The sequence below is a fragment of the Sphingomonas aracearum genome (genome assembly GCF_003345355.1).
GTDB classification, from domain to species: domain Bacteria; phylum Pseudomonadota; class Alphaproteobacteria; order Sphingomonadales; family Sphingomonadaceae; genus Sphingomonas; species Sphingomonas aracearum.
The window spans coordinates 260,432-280,859 of the sequence record NZ_QQNB01000003.1; the positions used below are offsets into that span (position 1 = coordinate 260,432).

10 protein-coding genes are annotated in these 20,428 nt (G+C 70.2%); 3 read left to right on the forward strand and 7 right to left on the reverse strand.

Features of this window, described 5'->3' with window-relative positions; all coding sequences use genetic code 11:
• The first annotated feature begins 58 nt into the window (after positions 1-58).
• Both fghA and DVW87_RS14295 read left to right on the forward strand, forming a co-directional pair.
• Positions 59-898 carry an S-formylglutathione hydrolase gene (gene fghA, locus DVW87_RS14290; RefSeq protein WP_114688485.1) on the forward strand — a complete coding sequence of 280 codons (840 nt, stop codon included), beginning with the start codon at positions 59-61 and terminating at the stop codon, positions 896-898.
• On the forward strand, positions 895-2,124 hold the full coding sequence (locus tag DVW87_RS14295; protein WP_114688486.1) for an NAD(P)/FAD-dependent oxidoreductase: 1,230 nt from the start codon (positions 895-897) through the stop codon (positions 2,122-2,124). The genes fghA and DVW87_RS14295 overlap by 4 nt, the downstream gene beginning before the upstream one ends.
• On the opposite strand, the gene treY is transcribed toward DVW87_RS14295, so the two are convergent.
• From treY to DVW87_RS14330, 7 genes are read right to left on the reverse strand one after another with little or no spacing between them, the layout of a single operon-like run.
• On the reverse strand, positions 2,121-4,580 hold the full coding sequence (gene treY, locus DVW87_RS14300) for a malto-oligosyltrehalose synthase (protein WP_114688487.1): 2,460 nt from the start codon (positions 4,578-4,580) through the stop codon (positions 2,121-2,123). The two genes, DVW87_RS14295 and treY, sit on opposite strands and share 4 nt — an antisense overlap.
• On the reverse strand, positions 4,577-6,571 hold the full coding sequence (gene malQ / locus DVW87_RS14305; RefSeq protein ID WP_114688488.1) for a 4-alpha-glucanotransferase: 1,995 nt from the start codon (positions 6,569-6,571) through the stop codon (positions 4,577-4,579). Before malQ ends, treY begins: the two co-directional genes overlap by 4 nt.
• Positions 6,568-8,292, reverse strand: coding sequence for a malto-oligosyltrehalose trehalohydrolase (gene treZ / locus DVW87_RS14310; protein WP_114688489.1), 1,725 nt, complete (start codon positions 8,290-8,292; stop codon positions 6,568-6,570). The genes malQ and treZ overlap by 4 nt, the downstream gene beginning before the upstream one ends.
• Entirely contained in the window at positions 8,289-10,409 is a 2,121-nt protein-coding gene (gene glgX, locus DVW87_RS14315) for a glycogen debranching protein GlgX (protein ID WP_114688490.1), read from the reverse strand. The genes treZ and glgX overlap by 4 nt, the downstream gene beginning before the upstream one ends.
• A gap of 3 nt (positions 10,410-10,412) precedes the next feature.
• Entirely contained in the window at positions 10,413-12,575 is a 2,163-nt protein-coding gene (glgB, locus tag DVW87_RS14320; RefSeq protein WP_114688491.1) for a 1,4-alpha-glucan branching protein GlgB, read from the reverse strand.
• Positions 12,572-15,793, reverse strand: coding sequence for a maltose alpha-D-glucosyltransferase (gene treS, locus DVW87_RS14325; RefSeq protein WP_114688492.1), 3,222 nt, complete (start codon positions 15,791-15,793; stop codon positions 12,572-12,574). Before treS ends, glgB begins: the two co-directional genes overlap by 4 nt.
• Positions 15,790-18,867, reverse strand: a complete 3,078-nt coding sequence (locus DVW87_RS14330; RefSeq protein ID WP_114688493.1) for an alpha-1,4-glucan--maltose-1-phosphate maltosyltransferase — start codon at positions 18,865-18,867, stop codon at positions 15,790-15,792. Before DVW87_RS14330 ends, treS begins: the two co-directional genes overlap by 4 nt.
• Positions 18,868-19,008: 141 nt before the next feature.
• Here DVW87_RS14330 and DVW87_RS14335 point away from each other — a divergent pair, with 141 nt between their 5' ends.
• The gene (locus DVW87_RS14335) at positions 19,009-20,424 is read left to right on the forward strand and encodes an alpha,alpha-trehalose-phosphate synthase (UDP-forming) (protein ID WP_114688494.1); all 1,416 of its coding nucleotides are present in this window, start codon (positions 19,009-19,011) and stop codon (positions 20,422-20,424) included.
• Positions 20,425-20,428: the final 4 nt, after the last annotated feature.

Below are 20,428 nucleotides of genomic sequence, written 5' to 3' on the forward strand. Positions count from 1 at the left end.
ATCGCGCCGGATCGGAACCCGCTTGCCGGGGGCAGGCGCGCATGCCACCTGCCTGTCCATGATCGAGACCGTCTCCACCGCCCGCGCGCACGGCGGCACCCAGGGCGTCTACCGCCACCGTTCGGCCGCGACCGGCACCGACATGACCTTTTCCGTGTTCGTGCCGGACCATGCGCCCGGCGCCAGGCTGCCGGTCGTCTGGTACCTGTCTGGGCTGACCTGCACCCATGCCAACGTGACGGAAAAGGGCGAATATCGCCGCGCCTGCGCGGAGCTGGGCCTGATCTTCGTCGCGCCCGACACGTCGCCGCGCGGCGAAGGCGTGCCGGACGATCCGGCCGGCGCCTATGATTTCGGGCTGGGCGCCGGCTTCTACGTGGACGCGACGCAGCCGCCGTTCGACCGGCATTATCGCCTGTGGAGCTATGTCACGGACGAGCTGCCGGCGCTGGTCGCCGAGGCGTTCCCGATTGATACGACCCGCCAGTCGATCACCGGCCATTCCATGGGCGGGCATGGCGCGCTGACGGTCGGGCTCCGTTTTCCCGAACGCTTTCGCGCCGTGTCCGCCTTCGCCCCGATCGTCGCGCCCTCGCAGGTTCCGTGGGGGCAGAAGGCGTTGGGCGGCTATCTCGGAGAGGACTGCGCCGCGTGGCGCCGCCATGATGCGGTGGCGCTGATCGAGGATGGCGCGCGGGTGAAGGCGCTGCTGGTCGACCAGGGCGACGCCGATAGCTTCCTTGCCGAGCAGCTCCGCCCCGAACTGCTGGCCGACGCTTGCGAAAAGGCGGGCATTCCGCTCACCTTGCGGATGCAGCCCGGCTACGACCACAGCTATTATTTCATCTCCACCTTCCTGGCCGATCACCTCGCCTGGCATGCCGAGCGGCTGCGGTGAGCGAGCGGTTCGACGTGGCGATCGTCGGCGCGGGCCATGCCGGCGCGCAGGCCGCGGTGGCGCTGCGCCAGGCCAGGTTCGCCGGCAGCATCGCCCTGATCGGCGCAGAGCCCGACCTGCCCTATGAGCGCCCCCCGCTCAGCAAGGAGTATCTGTCGGGCGAAAAGCCGTTCGAGCGGATCCTGCTGCGCCCGGCCGCCTTCTGGCAGGAGCGCGACGTGGCGCTGCGCCTGGGCGAGCGCGTGGTGGGTGTCGATGCAGGCGCACATGAGGTGACCACGGAAGCGGGTGCGCGCATCGGCTATGGCCAGCTCGTCTGGGCGACCGGCGGCAGCCCGCGGCGGCTGGTCTGCTCCGGCCATGATCTCGCCGGCGTGCACACGGTGCGCACGCGCGCCGATGCCGACCGCATGGTGGCGGAGCTGCCACAGGTCACTCGCGCCGTCGTGATCGGCGGCGGTTATGTGGGGCTGGAGGCGGCGGCGGTGCTGGCCAAGGCGGGCAAGCAGGTGACGGTGCTGGAGGCGCAGGACCGCGTGCTGGCGCGTGTCGCGGGCGCGCCGCTGTCCCGCTTCTACGAGGCGGAACACCGCGCGCACGGCGTCGACATCCGCCTTGGCGCGACGGTCGAGTGCATCGAGGAACGCGACGGCCGGGCGTCGGGCGTGCGGCTCGCCGGCGGCGAGGTGCTGCCGGCCGACATGGTGGTCGTGGGCATCGGCATCGTGCCCGCCGTCGAGCCGCTGCTGGCGGCCGGGGCCGAGGGCGGCAACGGCGTGGCGGTGGATGCGTTCTGCCGCACCAGCCTGCCCGACGTGTTCGCGATCGGCGACTGCGCGCTGCACGAGAACCGCTTCGCCGCGGGCGCCGCGATCCGCCTGGAAAGCGTGCAGAACGCCAACGACCAGGCCGCGGTGGTGGCCAGGGCGATCACCGGCGCGCCGGCTCCCTATGACGCGGTGCCGTGGTTCTGGTCCAACCAGTACGACCTGCAGCTCAAGACCGTGGGCCTGTCGATCGGCCATGACGCGATCGTCACGCGCGGCGATCCGCCGACCCGCAGCTTCTCCCTGATCTACCTTCGCGGCGGCCGGGTGATCGCGCTCGACTGCGTCAACGCCACCCGCGACTATGTGCAGGGTCGCGCGCTGGTGGCGGCGGGGAGCGCACCCGATCCGGCGCGACTGGCCGATCCTGCGGTGCCGCTGAAGGAGCTGGCTGCCTAGCCGGCCAGCGCGACGTGCACGGGCGCGTCGGAGAGGAGGCCGGCCACCGCCAGCCGCTCGTCCCCGCGATGGAGCACGGTGTCGCCCCACCACTCGGCCGACGGCACCGGCGCATCGCGGTCGACCAGCGCGTCCGCGACGTGCAGCGCCACCACGCACAGCAGCGACTTGCCGCCGCCCGCCCGCTCGAAGGCGAGAACATGCGCGGCGCGCGGCCCGCTCGCGGCCAGCGGGCGATACTCTCCTTGTGCGAACAGGTCCGGGTGCGCCCGGCGCAGGTCGAGCAGGTGCGCGATCAGCGCCAGCTTCTCCCCGCCGGGCGCCTGCGCCTCGCCGGCCAGCACTGCCTGGCGAACGGCATAGTCCACCGGTCGGCGATTGTCGGGATCGACCAGGCTGGTGTCGAGCAGTTCGGTGCCCTGGTAGAGATCCGGCACCCCCGGCACGGTGTAGCGCAAGGCGGCCTGCGCCAGCGTGTTCGCGCGCGCGGCAGGCGCAAGGCAATCGATCAGCCCGGCCATGTCCGCAAGAAACGAAGGCAAGCGCGCAGGATCGAGCAGCGCCTCGGTCAGCGCCTTGCACCGGCCCTCATAGGCTTCGTCCGGCGCCTCCCAGGAGGAGCGCAATTTGGCCTCGCGCAGGGCCTTCTCCTGCCAGCCGTTCACGCGCTCGGCGAAGGCGGCGAGCCCGTGCGCATCCGTTGCCGCCAGGCCCTCGGGCCAGGCGCCGAACAGCGTCTGGAGCAGCATGTAGCGATCGCCGCGATCGATCGCCGCATCGATCTCGTCGGCGTGCGCTTCCCAGCGCGCCAGATGCTCGCGCCAGAGCGCCGGCACTTCGCTCAGCACCGCCAGCCGCGCCCGCACGTCCTCGCCGCGCTTGTGGTCGTGCGTCGCGGTGGCGAGCATCGCCCGCGGGAAGTCCCGGGCACGGCCAACCATGGCCGCATGGAACTCCTCGACGGAGAAGGCCATGCGCGCGGCGTCGAAGCCGACATCGTTGCGCGACAGCAGCCGGCCGTAGCGGAAGAAGGCGGTGTCCTCCACCGCCTTGGCCGCGATGGGGGCGGAAAGCTGCTGGAAGCGGCGCACCGCCTCGCCGGCCAGCGCGGGGTCACCAGGGCCGGTGCCGGCGAGCCAGCCGAGAACCAGGTCCATCACCGGCCACTCGCCCGGCGGCACGAACCGGGCGACGCGTGCGCGCGCCTCTTCGCGGACGGCCGCGTCCGAGGCCGGCGCCGACGTGCCGAGCCCATAGGTGCGGTAGACCGGGAACACCCATAGCAGCCGCTCGACCGCGCGCCGCAGCATGCCGCGGGTCACCCCGTCGCCCTCGGGCGTGGAGCCGGCCAGCGCCACGAACGCGGCGACGCATGCCGTGAGCTGGCCCTCGAATTGCCAGGCCAGCATGTCCTGCCGCGCCTGCAACTCCTCCGGTGCGAACACGGGCGAGCGCCCGCTGACCTCCGCCCACAACGCGCCCAGCGGCTCCGCACCCTCGGGCGCATGGAGCAGCCCTGCCACCTGTTCCATGAAGTCGTAGCCGCTGGTGCCGTCCACGCCCCAGTCGGTGGACAAGGGCTCGCCCGCGCCGAGGATCTTCTCGATGACCAGATAGGCCGGGCCGGCCGGAGCATCGGCGGGCCGCGCGATCGCGTCCAGCCGATCGCGCAGGGTGCGGCAATAGCCGGCGGGGTCGGTCAGGCCGTCGACATGGTCCACGCGGACCCCGTCGATCAGTCCCTCGCCGTACAGGCGGGAATAGAGCGCATGCGTCGCCTCGAACACGGCCGGGTCCTCGGCGCGCAGCCCCGCCAGCTCGCTGATGGTGAAGAAGCGGCGCCAGTTGAGCGCGTCATTGGCGGTGCGCCAGGAGGCGAGCCGGTAATGCTGCCGGTCCAGCAGGTCGCCGATCGCCTCGCGATCGTCGGTCGGCTGCAGGCCGGCGCGATCCTCGGCGCGGATCGGAAAGCGATGCTCGCCGTAGGCGGTCAGGAACAGCGTGCCGTCTTGCTCTTCGACCTTCAGCGCGCCGCTCGCCAGCACCGCGGGCAGCGGCTCGCCGAGCACCGGCAGGACCAGCTTCTCGCGCCAGTCGATGTCGAAGAAGCGCGCGTAGTCGCTCGCCTCGCCCTTCTCCAGCACGTCGTTCCACCACGCGTTCTCGCCGCCCGCGACGCCCATATGATTGGGCACGATGTCGATGATGATGCCCAGCCCCTGCGCGCGCAGGGCGGCGACGAGGTCGCGAAACGCTTCCTCTCCGCCCAATTCCGGGTTGATGCGGGTGGGATCGACCACGTCATAGCCGTGGGTGGAGCCGCTCCGCGCGGTCGTGATCGGCGAGGCGTAGAGGTGGCTGATGCCGAGCCGGGCGAGATACGGCACCAGCGCCCGCGCATCGGCGAAGGTGAAGTCCTTGTGGAACTGGAAGCGATAGGTGGCGCGGGGGTTCATCGGGTTCTTTCGGTGCGGATCAAGTCGAGCCGGGCGGCAACCGGCGCGCGGGCGAGCAAGGCGGCGGTGGTGTCCGGCATGCGGCGGCGCCAATTGGGATGCTCGTCGATGGTGCCGGGCAGGTTGGGCTGTTCGACAAGGCCGACCACATCCTCCAGCGGCACGATCGCGAGCGCCGAGGGCGTGGCGGCGACAAAGGCCAGGGCGGCGTCCACCACCGGTGCGGTGTCCTCCGGCGCCGGCTCGGGCGCGTCGGTCACCCGGCCCGCGGTGAACGCCTGCCACAACCGCGTGCGATCCTCGGCGCGGGTCTCGCGATCGGCCGCCTCGTCCGTTGCGCGGGAGGTGCGGCCGAGCGCCCATGTCCAGTCGATGTCGCGGCCCTGCCAGTAACCGGCCACGGTCGGCAGGTCGTGCGTGCCGGTCATCGCGGCGGCCTCCGCATCCCAATCGGCGGGCGGGATCGGCACGCCGTCCTCGTCGCGCTCGAACCACAGCACGCGCATGCCGAGCATCGCGCGTGCGTCCATCGCCGGGCGGAAGCCCTCCGGCACGGTGCCGAGATCCTCGCCGATCACCACCGCGCGCGACCGCTGCGACTCGATGGCCAGGATGCGCAGCAGGTCGTCCTGCGGCATCGACAGGTACGCGCCCTCGCTCGCGGAGGCGCCGTGCGGCACGACCCACAGGCGATGCAGCCCCAGCGCATGGTCGATGCGGATGCCGCCGGCATGGTCGAGCGCGGCGCGCACGGTGGAGATGAACGGCTCGAACGCGGTGCGCCGCAGCGCTTGCGGCGAGAAGCCGGTAATGCCCCAGTTCTGCCCGTCCGGCCCCAGCAGATCGGGCGGCGCGCCGATCGACAGGCCGGTGAGGAGATCGTCCGGCCGGCTCCACGCATGGCTGCCGCCGCCGTCCATGCCCACGGCGAGATCGGCGATCAGGCCCAGCGCCATGCCCCCGTCCGTCGCCGCCCGCTGCGCTGCATCCAGGCTCTGCCTGGCGAGCCATTGCAGGAACAGGTAGAAGCCGACCTCGTCCTCGTTCTGCGCGGCAAAGGCGGCCACGGCGTTCCCCGCCGGATCGTGGAACTCGGCCGGCCAGTTCTGCCAGCCGGTCGCCCCGCTGGCCGCGAAGAAATGGGCATGCAACGCATCGAAGCGGGCATGGCGGACGAGCTCGTCGCCACCCTTCTGTGCATAGGCCGCCACGCCGGCGCGCACCGTGTCCCCGCGCGCGTCATAAGCCGCGCGCAGCGTGCGCAGCCGGGCGGGGATCGCGTCGGCCCAGTTGATCAGATCGGGGGCGGGCTCGTCCGGCAGGGCAAGCCCGGCGAGCGCCGGATCGCCATACAGCACGTTCAGGAACAGGCGGCTGGACGGCGCATACGGGCTGTAGCGGCTGGCATCCGCCGGGAACAGCGCGTGCACCGGGCTGATCGCCAGCGCATCGGCGCCGCATCCGGCAAAGGCGCGCGCGCTGTCGGCCAGCGTGCCGAAATCGCCGAAGGCGGACGCGCGATCGTCGCGCAGCGCGGCGATCTGCACCGCCGGCCCCCAGATGCGCTTGCCGGGCGCGGCATCCTCCACGCGGAAGCAGCGCGGCGGCGCGACCGCGAGCCGCAGCTCGGACGTGTCCAGCACCAGCCGGTGATAGCCCGGCGTGTCGATCCCCGGCAGGCTGCCGCCACTGATGGTGACGGTACGCCGCCTGCCGTCCTCCAGCACCAGGTCGGCGGTGCCCGCCTGTGCGCAGCCTGGGGGCAGCGACACCGGCTGGCCGATATCGGCCGACACGAAGCTGCACTCGGCCGCCTCGCGGGCAAGGCGCGCCTGGCTGTCGGCGATCGCCGCTGCGCTGTCGGCGGGGTAGCCGAGCGCGCCGAGCACCGTCGTCAGCGCCTCGTCCGAGACGCGCTGCGCTTCACCGAGCGCATCCTCCCAGTCGATGTGCAACCCGGCGGCGGCGGCAAGATCGTGCAGGCCGCTCATGGCACGATCCACGCCGCGACGCTGCCCGGCGCGCCTGCGTCGCCCTGCGCATGGAGCGGCGCCGCGTCGATCTGCGGGAACGTCACCGCTTCGTCGCCGAGGTTCAGCGCGATCGTCAGCGTCGCCCCATCGGCCAGCCGCCAGCGCGCGACCACCGCCGCCTCGCCGATCGCCTCCGCACCGGCGGCGGTCGCCCCCTTCAGCCGCGGGACGATCGCCTCGTGCCGCAGGCGCAGGAGGTCGCGATAGAGCGCGCGCCATGCTTCCGCCGCCGGCCCCGGCGCCGGCCGCGAGCGCTCGAACGTCTCGCGATCATTGGGATCGGGGATGCGCTCGCGTGCTTGCGGATCGGCAAAGGCGGCGAACTTGGCGAACTCGCGGCGGCGGCCCTCGCGCACCGCATCGGCCAGCTCGTCATGGAAATCGGTGAAGAACAGGAACGGCGCCTCGCTGCCGCTCTCGTCGCCCATGAACAGCAGCGGGATCTGCGGGCACAGCAGCAGCAGCGCGGTGGCGGCGCGCAGCTTCTGCGGATCGGCGAGCAGCGTCAGCCGCTCGCCCAGCGCGCGATTGCCGATCTGGTCGTGGTTCTGGAGGAAAGAGACAAAGGCGGTCGGCGGCAGGTCGCCGCTCGGCTTGCCGCGGCGCTTGCCGTCCTGGTTGGTCGAGGCCTCGCCCTGATAGATGAAGCCCTCGCCCAGGCACCGCGCCAGCCGCTCGGCCGGCCGGTCGGCGAAATCGGCGTAATAGGCGCTGGTCTCGCCGGTCAGCAGGACGTGCAGCACGTTGTGGAAGTCGTCGTTCCATTGCGCGTCGTAGCGGCCGGGGCCGAGCCGTTCGGCATCGTTCTCCTCATTCTCCAGCACCAGATGCACGTGGCGGTCCGCGCCCACCGCCTCGCGCAGCTCGCGCAGCTCGCGCGCCATCGCGTCGAGGAAGCCGGGATTGTCGATCGCGTGCACCGCGTCGAAGCGCAGCCCGTCGATGCGATAGTCGGCGAGCCACATCCGCGCGTTGTCGACGAAGAAGCGGTGCACCGCAGGCCGGTCCACCGCCACCGCGCCGCCCCAGGGCGTCTCCACCTCGGCATGGAAGAAGTCGCCGGCATAGGCGCCGAGGTAATTACCGTCCGGCCCGAAATGATTGTAGACCACGTCCAGGAACACGCTGAGCCCCAGCTCGTGCGCGCGGTCCACCAGCGCGCGAAGCTCGTCCGGCGTGCCGTAGCTTTCCGCCGGAGCATAGGGCAGCACGCCGTCATAGCCCCAGTTGCGGGTGCCGCCGAACGCGTTCACCGGCATCAGCTCGATCGCGGTGACGCCCAGCGCCGCCAGCGCCGGCAGCGTTTCGGCCACGCCGGCGAACCCGCCGAGCGTGCCGACATGCACCTCCTGGATCACCATTTCTTCCCACGGCCGGCCGCGCCACTCCGCGGTCCGCCAGCTATAGGCGTCGCTGTCGACCACCACGCTCCACCCGTGCACGCCGCCTTCCTGCGCGCGCGAGGCAGGATCGGGCACGGCCATGTCGTCCAGCCTGAAGCGGTAGCGCGCGCCGGCACCCACGTCCGCCTCCGCGGCGAACCAGCCATCCGCATCGCGGGTCATGGCGACGGGAGCCACGCCCTCAAGCTCCAGCACCACCGCATCGCGGTCCGGCGCCCAGAGCGTAAAGCGGGTGCGCGAAGGCGCCAGCAGCCTGGCGCCCCACGCGGCGGTCACGCCCCCTGCTCCGCCTGCGCCTGCTCCGGCACCACCGTCCAGCGCAGCAGCACCGCGCCTTGCGGGCCCACCTCGTAGTCGCCGCCGATCTCGAACGCCTCCTCGTCCGGCCTGGCGCTGTCCACCAGCACCGTGCGCGGCACGTCGGGCGCGGGCAGGGTGAAGGTGATCGCGTCGCCCGAGGCGTTGAGCAACAGCGTGATCGCCTCCACGCTGCCATCCTCCAGCTGGCGCGCGCGACGCATCACCAGCGCGCGGCCTTCGGGATTGTCCCAATCCTCCGGCGACAGCTGGTGCCCCCGCTCGTCCCACCATTCGAGGTCGTTGACGCCGTTCGCCGCGGCCTCGCCGTACAGGAAGTTGTTCGGCCGCAGCAGCGGATGCTCGCGCCGCAGGGCGATCAGGCGCGAGGTGAAGCGCATCAGCGCCTCGCCTTCCTCCGTCTTCAGCACCGACCAGTCGACCCAGCCGATCTCGTTGTCCTGGCAATAAGCGTTGTTGTTGCCGCCCTGGCTGCGCCCGAATTCGTCGCCTGCGAGGAGCAGCGGGGTGCCGAGCGACGTGAACAGGGTGGTCAGCATGGAGCGCATCACGCGGCGGCGCGCGTCGTTGATCGCGGGATCGTCGGTCGGCCCCTCCGCGCCCCAATTGCGCGAGTAATTCTCCGAATGGCCGTCGCGATTGTCCTCGCCATTGGCTTCGTTGTGCCGCTGTTCGTAGGCGACGGTGTCGGCCAGCGTGTAGCCGTCATGCACGGCGAGCGCGTTGACGCTCGCCCAGGGACGCCGCGCGCGCCGGTCGAACAGGTCGCCCGATCCGGACATGCGCGCCGCCAGCTCGCCCCGCATGGAGGGATCGCCGCGCCAGTATTTGCGCACGCCGTCGCGATACTTGTCGTTCCACTCGGCGAAACCGGGCGGGAAGTTGCCGAGCTGATAGCCGCCCGGACCGATATCCCACGGTTCCGCCGACAGCTTCAGCTTGCCCAGGATTGGATCCTGGCGCAGCACGTCGAAGAACGCCGCACCCGGATTGAACCCGTCCGCCTCGCGCCCCAGCGTCAGCCCCAGGTCGAAGCGGAAGCCGTCCACGCCGAACGAGGTCGCCCAGTAACGCAGGGAGTCCGTCACCATCTGGATGACGCGCGCCTTTTCCAGGTTCAGCGTGTTGCCGGTGCCGGTGTCGTTGATCGTGTAGCGCGGCTGGTCCTGGACGAGCCGGTAATAGGTGGCGTTGTCGAGCCCGCGCCAGCTCATCGTCGGCCCGCGCTCCGATCCTTCGCAGGTGTGGTTGTAGACGACGTCCAGGATCACCTCGAGCCCGGCGGCGTGCAGCCGGCGCACGGCGAGGCGCAATTCGTCATGGCTTTCGCCCGCGAAATAGCTCTGCTCCGGCGCGAAATAGCCGAGCGTGTTGTAGCCCCAGTAATTGCGCAGGCCCTTTTCCTGCAGGAACCGGTCCTGCACGAAGGCGTGGATCGGCATCAGCTCGACGGCAGTCACGCCCAGCCGCTTCAGGTGGTCGATCACCTTGGGGTGCGACAGCGCCGCAAAGGTGCCGCGCTCGGGCGGGGCGACTTCCTCGAACAGCTTGGTCAGGCCCTTGGCATGCGCCTCGTACACCACCGTCTCGGACCAGGGCGTGTTGGGCCTCACGTCCTGCGACCAGTCGAAACTGTCGTTGGTCACGACGCCCTTGGGCATGGCCGGCGCGCTGTCGCGCGGGTCGAAGCTCAGATCCTCCTTGCGCGAACGCACCCGGTAACCGTGCAGCGCGTCCGTCCAGCGCACGTCCCCCTGCAACCGCCGGGCATAGGGATCGAGCAGCAGCTTGTTCGGGTTGAAGCGGTGGCCCTGCTCCGGCGCATAGGGGCCATAAGCGCGATAGCCATAGAGCAGGCCCGGCCGCGCATCCGGCAGATAGCCGTGCCACACCTCGTCGGTCCATTCCGGCAGTTCGTAGCGCTTGATCTCGCGCTTGCCGGTCGGCTCGAACACGCACAATTCGATCTTCTCGGCATGGGCGGAGAACACCGCGAAGTTCACGCCCAGACCGTTGAACGTGGCGCCAAGCGGGTAAGGTGAGCCGGACTCGAGCCGGTCGGGCAGATAGGTCAACGCTCAATGTCCCCCGAAGCGTAGGATCACTGCGCCAAGCGGCGGCAGGACGACCTGCGCGCTGGCCGGCTGGCCGCGCGCGGGGGTCGCATCCGCCTCAACCCTCCCGCCATTGCCGATGTTCCCGCCGCCGTAGATCCCGGCGTCGCTGTTGAAGATCTCGTCCCAGCGGCCGGGGCGGGGCAGCCCGATCGGATAGCCGTAGCGCGGCTCGGGCGACATGTTCAGGCACACAACGCAAGGCGCGCCCGCGCCGCCGAGCCGGGCATAGACGAACACGCCGGCCTCCGCATCGTCGCCGACGATCCACTGGAACCCGGCAGGATCGGCATCGCCGGCATGCAGCGCCGGCTCGGCGGCGTAGAGTGTGTTCAGGTCGCGCACCAGGCGCTGGATCGCGGCATGGTCCGGCCGGTCGAGCAGCTGCCACGGGATCTGCGCATCATGGTTCCACTCGCTTTCCTGCGCCAGCTCGCCGCCCATGAAGAGCAGCTTCTTGCCCGGATGCGTCCACATGAAGGTGAAATAGGCGCGCAGATTGGCGAGCTTGCGCCATGGATCGCCCGGCATCTTGCCGATCAGCGACCCCTTGCCGTGCACCACCTCGTCATGGCTGAGCGGCAGGACGAACTTCTCGGAGAAGGCGTAAACGAGGCCGAAGGTCAGCTCGCCATGGTGCCAGCGCCGGTACAGCGGGTCGCGCTCCACGTACTGGAGCGTGTCGTGCATCCAGCCCATGTTCCACTTGTAGGTGAAGCCCAGGCCGCCCGCCGCCAGCGGCGCGGTGACGCCCGGCCAGGCGGTGGATTCCTCCGCCAGCGTGATCGCGCCGGGGCAGCGCTCGGCCACCACGCTGTTCAGGTGCTTGAGGAACTCGACCGACTCGAGGTTCTCGCGCCCGCCGTGGATGTTGGGCACCCACTCGCCGGCATTGCGGCTGTAATCGCGGTAGAGCATGGAGGCGACCGCATCGACGCGCAGGCCGTCGACGTGGAACGTCTCCAGCCACCACAGCGCGGAGGCGAGCAGGAAGCCGGACACCTCGCGCCGCCCCAGATTGTAGATCAGCGTGTTCCAGTCCTGGTGGAACCCCTCGCGCGGGTCGGCATGTTCGTAGAGGTGCGTGCCGTCGAAATGCGCGAGGCCGTGCGGGTCGGTCGGGAAATGCGCCGGCACCCAGTCCAGGATCACGCCGATCCCGGCGCGGTGGCATTCGTCCACGAAGCGCGCAAAGCCCGCCGGATCGCCGAACCGCGCGGACGGCGCGAACTGCGACAGCGGCTGATACCCCCAGGAACCGCCGAACGGATGCTCCATGATCGGCAGGAGCTCGACATGGGTGAAGCCCATGCCGGCGACATAGGGGATCAGCCGCTCGGCCAGCCCGTGCCAGTCGAGAATGCCGTCCGGGTCGCCGTCCGGCCGCAGCCAGGAGGCGGCATGGACCTCGTAGATCGACATCGGCGCGTTGGGCGCCTGTCGCCGGCCGCGCTCGGCCATCCAGTCCTCGTCGGTCCAGCGGAAATCGGGCGCGGGCGCGACCACCGAACAGGTCATCGGCGGCTTTTCCGTTTGGCGCGCGATCGGATCGGCCTTCTGGACCACGGAGCCATCGGCGCCGAGCACTTCGTATTTGTAGGGCGTGCCGGCGCCGATCCGGGGCACGAACAGCTCCCACACGCCAGCACCATGGCGCAGCCGCATCGGGTGCCGGCGCCCGTCCCAGCTGTTGAAGTCGCCGACCACCGAGACGCGCCGCGCATTGGGCGCCCACACGGCAAAGGCGGTGCCGTCCACGCCATCGACCGTCCGCGGCTGCGCACCGAACACCCGGGCGAGGTCCCAGTGGCGCCCCTCGCCGAACAGGTAGAGGTCGAGATCGCCGAGCACCGGGCCGAAGGAATAGGGATCCTCCGTTTCCTGCACGCCGCCGCCCGGCCAGGCGATGCGCAGGCGGTAGGGCACGTCCTCGACGGTGCCGGCGAACAGCCCGTCGCCCCCGTCTTCCAGCCGGCCAAGCTCCCGCCCGCCATCGCGCGCGACCGCCGTCACGCTTTCGGCGCCCGGCTGGAACGTACGCACGGTCTCGCCATGGCGGCCGAGCAGCGCAAAGGCATCCACTGCCCGGCCGCCGGTCAGCGCCGCGATATTCTCGTCGAGCTTCATGCCGCATTCCCCAGCAGGCGCTGCGCGGCACGGGCGAGGCCCGCGACCGGCACGCCGATCCAGTCCGGCCGGTTCGCGGCCTCGTAGGCGACCTCGTAGGCGGCCTTTTCGAGCAGGAAGAGGTTCAGGAGCGGCTCGAAGCGCGGCTCCTCCTCGCCGGTATAACCGGACAGGAAGGCGCGCGCCGCGGCGTCGCGGAACTCGTCGTAACGTTCGCGCGCGCGTTCCTGATCGCCTTCCGACGAGGCGGGCAGGTTCTGCCGGCCCACCGCCGCCGCATAGTCGAACGAGCGCAGCACGCCCGCCGCATCGCGGACGGCCAGGTCCTTCTCGCGCCGCTCGGCCAGCGGCTTGGCCGGTTCGCCCTCGAAATCGATGATCATCACGTCGCTGCCGGTCACCAGCACCTGGCCGAGGTGCAGGTCGCCGTGGATGCGCGTGCGGGACCGACCTTCCGCTTCGCGCGCGGTGGCGCGAATGCGGTCGGTGATCTGCTGGCGATGGTCGCGCAGCAACGCCGCCGACGCCTGCGCATCCTCGTCCAGCGTTGCCCCGGCGAGCAGGCCCAGCGCACGGTCGAGCTGCCCCTCGATGCGGCCGGACAGGCGATCCGCCTCGGCCAGGCTGAGCGGCTCCGGCGCAAAGGCCGGGTCGTCGCTCGGCGCCGCCAGCACCTTGTGCATCTCCGCCAGCCGCCGGCCGAGATTGCAGGCGAAGTTCTCGTAATTGGAGAAGCTCGTCTCGTCGTCGCTCGCCAGCCGTTCGAGGATGCCGAGCGTCCAGCCCCAGCCGTCCCCCTGATTGTAGACGAAGCGCTGCGCCAGCATGACGAGGCTGCTGTCGTCGCCCTCCTCCAGCCATACCTCGCCCAGGATCGCCGGCGTGTTCTCGAACCCGTTCGCGGTCAGGTAGCGCACCATCTCGGCATCCGGATGCACGCCGCCCTGGATCTTGCGCAGCAGCTTCAGCACCGCGCGCTGGCCGAGCACCATCGAACTGTTCGATTGCTCGGCCGACAGCCATTCGGGCTCCGCGTCCGGCGCGATGTCCAGCGCGTCCGTACCGACAAAGCGCAGCGTGCCGCCTTCCAGGGCGACCTCCGCCTTGTCGCGCAGCGCCTGCACGACCGAGGACGGGAAGCCCGTCAGCGTGAAGCCGTCGGTGAGCAGCCCCACCGTGCGCCCGCGCCGCACCCGGGCGAGCGCCAGGTTGGAGGCGAACGGCCCTTGCGCCTCGCCCTCCCAGGCGATGCCGAGCGGCAGCGTGTAGGTCGCCGTGCCGCTGGCGGTGGAAACCGCCAGCTCGGTCAGCAGCAGGTCGTCGGCGCCCGGCAGCGGCAGCACGCGGGCGATCGACACGTTCGTGATCGCCTCGTCCTTGGCGCCGAACCAGCGGCGCTGCGCGACATAGGCGGGCAGGATGTCGCGTTCCAGCACGTCGCGGCTCTGGCCCTGCGTCACGTCGGCAAGCGCGGGGCGCAGCACGAAGGTATGCCGCTCCACGTCAACGCCTGGTGCCGCGCTCGCCCAATCGGGCGCGCCTTGCTCGCCGGAGAGCGAGAACCACAGGAACCCGTAGGGCGGCAGGGTCAGCAGATAGGGCAGCTGGCCGATCGCCGGGAAGGCGGTGCCGCCGGTCAGCTCGACGGGCACGCGCCCTTCGAACTCGTGGAGGTCCAGCTCCACCGCCTGCGCAGAGCGACCGAGATTGAAGACGCACAGCATCGTGTCGCCGTCCAGCTCGCGCAGATACGCCAGGATCTTGCGATTGGCGGGGCGCAGGAAGCGCTGCGTGCCGCGGCCGAACGCCTGATGCTCGCGGCGCACCGCCAGCATGCGCTTCACCGTGTTGAGCAGCGAGTGGCGATCGCGCTCCTGCGCCTCCACGTTCACCGCCTGGAAGCCGTAGAGCGGGTCCTGGATCGCCGGCAGCGTCAGGCCCGCGGGGTCGGCGCGGGAGAAGCCGCCGTTGCGGTCCGGCGACCATTGCATGGGCGTGCGCACGCCGTCCCGGTCGCCCAGGAAGATGTTGTCCCCCATGCCGATCTCGTCGCCATAATAAAGGACGGGCGTGCCCGGCATGGTGAGGAGCAGCGCGTTCATCAGCTCCACGCGCCGGCGGTCCCGTTCCATCAGGGGCGCGAGGCGACGGCGAATCCCCAGGTTGATCCGCGCGCGCTTGTCGGCGGCGTAGGTGTTCCACAGGTAATCGCGCTCGGCATCGGTGACCATTTCGAGCGTCAGCTCGTCATGGTTGCGCAGGAAGATCGCCCATTGGCAGTTCTCCGGAATCTCCGGCGTCTGGCGCATGATGTCGGTGATCGGAAAGCGATCCTCCTGCGCCACCGCCATGTACATGCGCGGCATCAGCGGAAAGTGGAACGCCATGTGGCATTCGTCGCCGCCCTTCCCGTCATTGGCGCCGCCGAAATATTGCTGTGTATCCTCCGGCCACATGTTGGCTTCGGCCAAGAGCATGCGATCGGGATAATGCGCGTCGAGATCGGCCCTGATCTTCTTCAGCACGTCGTGCGTTTCCGGCAGGTTCTCGTTGGAGGTGCCGTCGCGCTCGATCAGATACGGGATCGCGTCCAGCCGCAGCCCGTCGATGCCGAGATCGAGCCAGAAGTGCATCACGGAAAGCACTTCCTTCAGCACCTCCGGGTTGTCAAAATTCAGGTCCGGCTGGTGGCTGTAGAAGCGGTGCCAGAAATACTGGCCGGCCACCTCGTCCCACGTCCAGTTGCTCTTCTCGGTGTCGAGAAAGATGATGCGCGTGCCGGAATAGATCTTGTCGTCGTCCGACCACACATACCAGTCGCGCTCGGGCGAGCCCTTGGGCGCGTGGCGCGCGCGTTGGAACCAGGGATGCTGGTCCGAGGTGTGGTTGATGACCAGTTCGGTGATGACGCGCAGGCCGCGCGCATGCGCCGCGTCGATGAACGCGCGCGCATCCTCCATGGTCCCGTAATCGGGGCTGACGTCGCGATATTCGGCAATGTCGTAGCCGTCGTCGCGGCGGGGCGAAGGGTAGAAGGGCAGCAGCCAGATCGCGGTGACGCCGAGATCGGCGATATAATCCAGCTTGTCCATCAGCCCGGCAAAGTCGCCGATCCCGTCATTGTCCTTGTCGAAGAAGGACTTGACGTGGACCTGGTAGATCACCGCGTCCTTGTACCAGAGCGGGTCCCGGAGGAGAGCCGGGTCGGTCGCGATCATTCGGTATCTCCGGAAATGCGCCAGATGCGGTAGGGTTCTGATGGATCGAGGCGGATGGATTGCGTCTTGCCCTGCCAGCGGAAGCGGTGACCGGCGGCGAGATCCTCCACCGCGACGCTGTCATTGTCGCCCAGGCCGAACTCCCACAACGGCACCTCGAAGCTGCACTCGTGCGCATGGTGCGGATCGAGATTGACCATGACGAGGATCATGTCCGTCCCGTCCGCCGCGGGCTTGGCATAGTAGAGTATGTTGTCGTCATGCGCCGGGTAGAAGCGGGTGTTCAGGTGCGTCTGGAGCGCGGGATGCGCGCGGCGCAGCCGGTTCAGCAGCGTGATGTCGGCGATGATATTGCCCGGCGCCTGCCAGTCGCGCGGTTTGACGATATACTTTTCGGAATCGAGATATTCCTCCTTGCCCGGCACCGGCGCGGCTTCGCACAGCTCGAACCCGGAATAGACGCCGAACAGCCCCGACAAGGTCGCCGCCAGCACCGCGCGGATGCGGAAGCCGGGCCGCCCGCTCGTCTGCAGGAAGATCGGGTTGATGTCCGGCGTGTTGACGAAGAAGTGCGGGCGGTAGAACTCCTTGGGCGCGGTTGTCGTCAGCTCGGTGATATAGTCGGTCAGCTCCGCCTTGCCGTCGCGCCAGGTGAAGTAGGTATAGCTCTGCGAGAAGCCGATCTTCGCCAGCCGGTACATCATCGCCGGCCGAGTGAACGCCTCGGCCAGGAAGATCACCTCGGGATGCGCGGCGCGCACCTCGCCGATCATCCATTCCCAGAAGGGCAGCGGCTTGGTGTGGGGATTGTCGACGCGGAACGTCTTCACGCCGCGCTCCACCCAGAGCAGGATCACGTCGCGCAGCGCCACCCACAGGGCCGGCACCGCATCCGGGCCGTAGAAATCGACGTTGACGATGTCCTGATACTTCTTGGGCGGGTTTTCCGCATATTTCATCGACCCGTCCGGCCGCCAGGCGAACCAGCCCGGGTGCTCGGTCAGCCAGGGATGGTCGGGCGAGGCCTGGATCGCGAAGTCCAGCGCGATCTCCAGCCCGTGCGCCGCCGCCGCCTCGACCAGGGCGGCGAAGTCCTCCGCCGTGCCGAGCGCCGGATGGATCGCGTCATGCCCGCCCTCGGCGCTGCCGATCGCATAGGGGCTGCCAGGATCGTCCGGTCCGGCGGTCAGCGTGTTGTTCGGCCCCTTGCGATGCGTCCGCCCGATCGGATGGATCGGCGGGAAATAAAGCGTGTCGAAGCCCATGTCGCGCACCGCCGGCAAGCGGCCGATCACGTCGCGGAAGGTGCCGTGGCGTGCGGCATCATCGGTGATGGAGCGCGGGAACAGCTCGTACCAGCTGGAGAAGCGCGCCTGCAGCCGCTCGGCATCCACCGGCTGCACGGCGGAGCGGAGGCGGTGCGGGCGGTCGTCGGCCGCATCCATCGCCGCGGCAAGATCGGGCGAGAGCAGCAGCACCGCGCTTTCCTCGCCATCGCCCGCCTCGCGCAACCGCGCCGGCCAGTTGCCGAGATCGCCGCCGCGCGCCGCCGCTGCCTCCACCAGCGCGCGTCCTTCGGCATGGTCCACCGGCTGTGCCACACCCGCCTCGAGCTTCTTGAAGAAGTCGCGCCGGAACCCGCCGAAGCGATCGAGCCATCCCTCGACGCGGAACTCGTGTCGGCCGAGCCGCTCCAGCGGGAAGGACGCGCGCCAGCCGTCATTGGGCAGCTGCTCCATGCGCACCGCCGCCCAATCGCCGTCCGCTGCCCGCCAGTGCAGCTCGGCGGCAAGCTGCTCGTGCCCGTCGGCGAAGACCAGCGCCTCCACCTCCACGCGCTCGCCCACCACGCGCTTGACGGGAAAGCCGCCGTCCACGCGGGGGCGCACATCCTCGATCACCAGGCGATCCGCCGCGCCGGCCTCGGTTGCGCTCTCCCCGGCGATGGCGAGGGTGATCGGTGCGGCGCGGTCGGCGACCAGCAGGCGCACTTCGCCGGGGGCGAGCGGCGCCCACGGGTCGCCCGCGCCATCCAGCAGTCGGAAGGTCGCGAAGTCGGCGCCCGCGCCGGGCAACAGCAGCGCGGGTTCGGGCGCCGGCTGCCGGGTGCCGGCGGTGTTGAGCAGCACCAGCAGCGCCGATCCGGCCTGCCGCACGTCGGCGGCGTCGGCGCGCAGGATCGCGGTGACCGCCGCCCCCGAGCCGCTGAGCCGGCGCATCTCGCCGGGGTGGCGCATCGCCGCCGCCACGGTCTCGCCCGCCCGGCGCACCGCCGCCGATGCGTCTTCGCCCGCCCCGGCCAGCGCCGCGGGAAGCAGCACGCCGTCACCGATCGCCGCCGCCGCGGCGACCCGCTGGAGCGCAAGCACAGGGTCGCCGCCATCCTCCAGCGCGTCTGCCGGAACCTGTGCGAGGAGCGGGGCGACGGACTGGAGCGCCGCACGTTCCTCCACCAGCCAGGGCGCGCGCAGGTCCCACCAGGCAAAGGAGGAGATCAGCCCGTCGAGCCCCGCACCGCCCAGCGCCAGCGCTTGCGGGCGCGTCAGTTCGGCAGCGGAGATGAGGAACAGCGCGTCCGGCGCGCTTGCGCGAATCTCGGCGATCAGGTCGCGGACGAACGCCGGGCCGAGATTCCCCGCGCCCAGCAGCAGGAACCCGCCAACCCCGCCGGCGGCCAGATCGGCGAGCGACCGGGCGATCGGCGCGCGCAGCAGTTCGGCGGTTTCCGGCGCCCGCAGCCGCGCCCGCGCCTCGCCCGCGACATCGGGCGTGCGGCGGGGATCGAGCGGTGCCTCTCCGCTGCCGCCGTGGCGCAGCGTGAACGCCTGCGGATGGCTCGTCACCAGCGGATGATCGGCCGCGAAGCGCGCGACATCCACCGGCAGGAGCAGCTTCAGACCGGCCCCGGCGCAGTCCGCCGCCAGGTCGGCGAACGTCGCTTCGGTGGAGAAAAGCGGGGAGACGGATTGCGCCAGGACCGCATCGAATCCGAGACCGCGTGCGGCGGCAGGCAGGGAGGTCGCCCGATCGAGCGTGAAGATGCGCAGGGCAGGGCGGGGCAAGAGATTCTCCATCCGTCGACGCAGGGCAGAACCGCTGCTGCAAGGCATCGTTCCCCGGCCGTGACGAGACTTCATTGATCCAGTTGAACCAATTGGTTCCGGCACTTTCCGCACGTCCGGTCGTTATCCTGAACGAATAGACAGGAAGGGCGCATGGGCAGGCTGGTCGTCGTCTCGAACAGGGTAGCGGAAATCGACTCGCGCGGAGAGGCGTCGAAGGGCGGGCTGGCAATGGCGCTTTCCGCCGCGTTGCGTGAACATCACGGGCTGTGGTTCGGCTGGAGCGGGCAGGCCAGCGCCGCGCCGGGGCCGGCAAACGTGCGCCGCAACGGCGGCATCGACGTCGCGACCATCGACCTCACCGAGGACGAGATCGAGAATTACTACAACGGCTTCTCCAATCGCACGCTGTGGCCGCTCTGCCATTACCGGCCGGACCTGGTGATGCACGAGCGTGCCTATGGCGCGGCCTATGCGCAGGTGAACGAGAAGTTCGCCGACGCGCTGATGCCGCTGCTGCGCGAGGACGATACCTTGTGGGTGCACGACTATCATCTGGTGCCGCTGGCCCGCGCACTGCGCGCGCGCGGCGCGCAGAACCGCATCGGCTTCTTCCTCCACATCCCCTGGCCGGCGCGCCAGGTGCTGTCCACGCTGCCGCGGCACCACCAGCTGGTGCAGGCGATGTTCGACTATGACCTGATCGGCTTCCAGACGCAGGGCTGGCTGGACGCGTTCGAAGATTATGTCGTCGAGGAGCTGAAGGGCAGTTTGGACGGCGCCGGATCGCTGACCGCGCTGGACCGCACCGTCCGCGCCGGCGCGTATCCGATCGGCCTGGACATGGGCGAGATGCGCGCAATGGTCGCTTCGGAAGCGGCACGGCGGACCTGCGCGACGATGAAGGCGGAGGATCAGCAATTGCTGATCGGCGTCGACCGCATCGATTACTCCAAGGGCCTGCCGCAGAAGTTCGCCGCCTTCGAGCAGTTCCTGGAAGACGAGCCGCAATGGCGCGAGAAGGTCGCCCTGCTCCAGATCGGCCAGCCGAGCCGCACCGACGTGGAAGCGTACCAGCAGTTGCACGACCGCCTGCTGTCGGAGGCCGGGCGCATCAACGGCGAATTTGGCACGCTGGCCTGGGCGCCGCTGCGCTATCGCGCGCAGTCGATGCCGCGCGACGTGCTCACCGGGGCCTATCGCGCGGCGCGGGCCGCGATCGTCACGCCGCTGTATGACGGCATGAACCTCGTTGCGAAGGAATATGTCGCCGCGCAGGATCCCGACGATCCCGGCGTGCTGATCCTGTCGCGCTTCGCAGGAGCGGCGGCGCAGATGCGCGAGGCGCTTCTGGTCAATCCGAACAGCCGGGAGGATCTCGCCGATGCGATCCGCCGTGCGGTGGAGATGCCGCGGGCCGAGCGGATCGCGCGGTGGAAGGCGCTGTATGCCGGGGTCGCGCGCGACGATCTCACGGCCTGGCGCCAGAGCTTCCTGCACGACCTGCTCGGCGATCGTCCGGTCGGCGGCCAGGACCCACTCGCCCGCGCGCCCGCCGTGGCGCGCTGAGCGG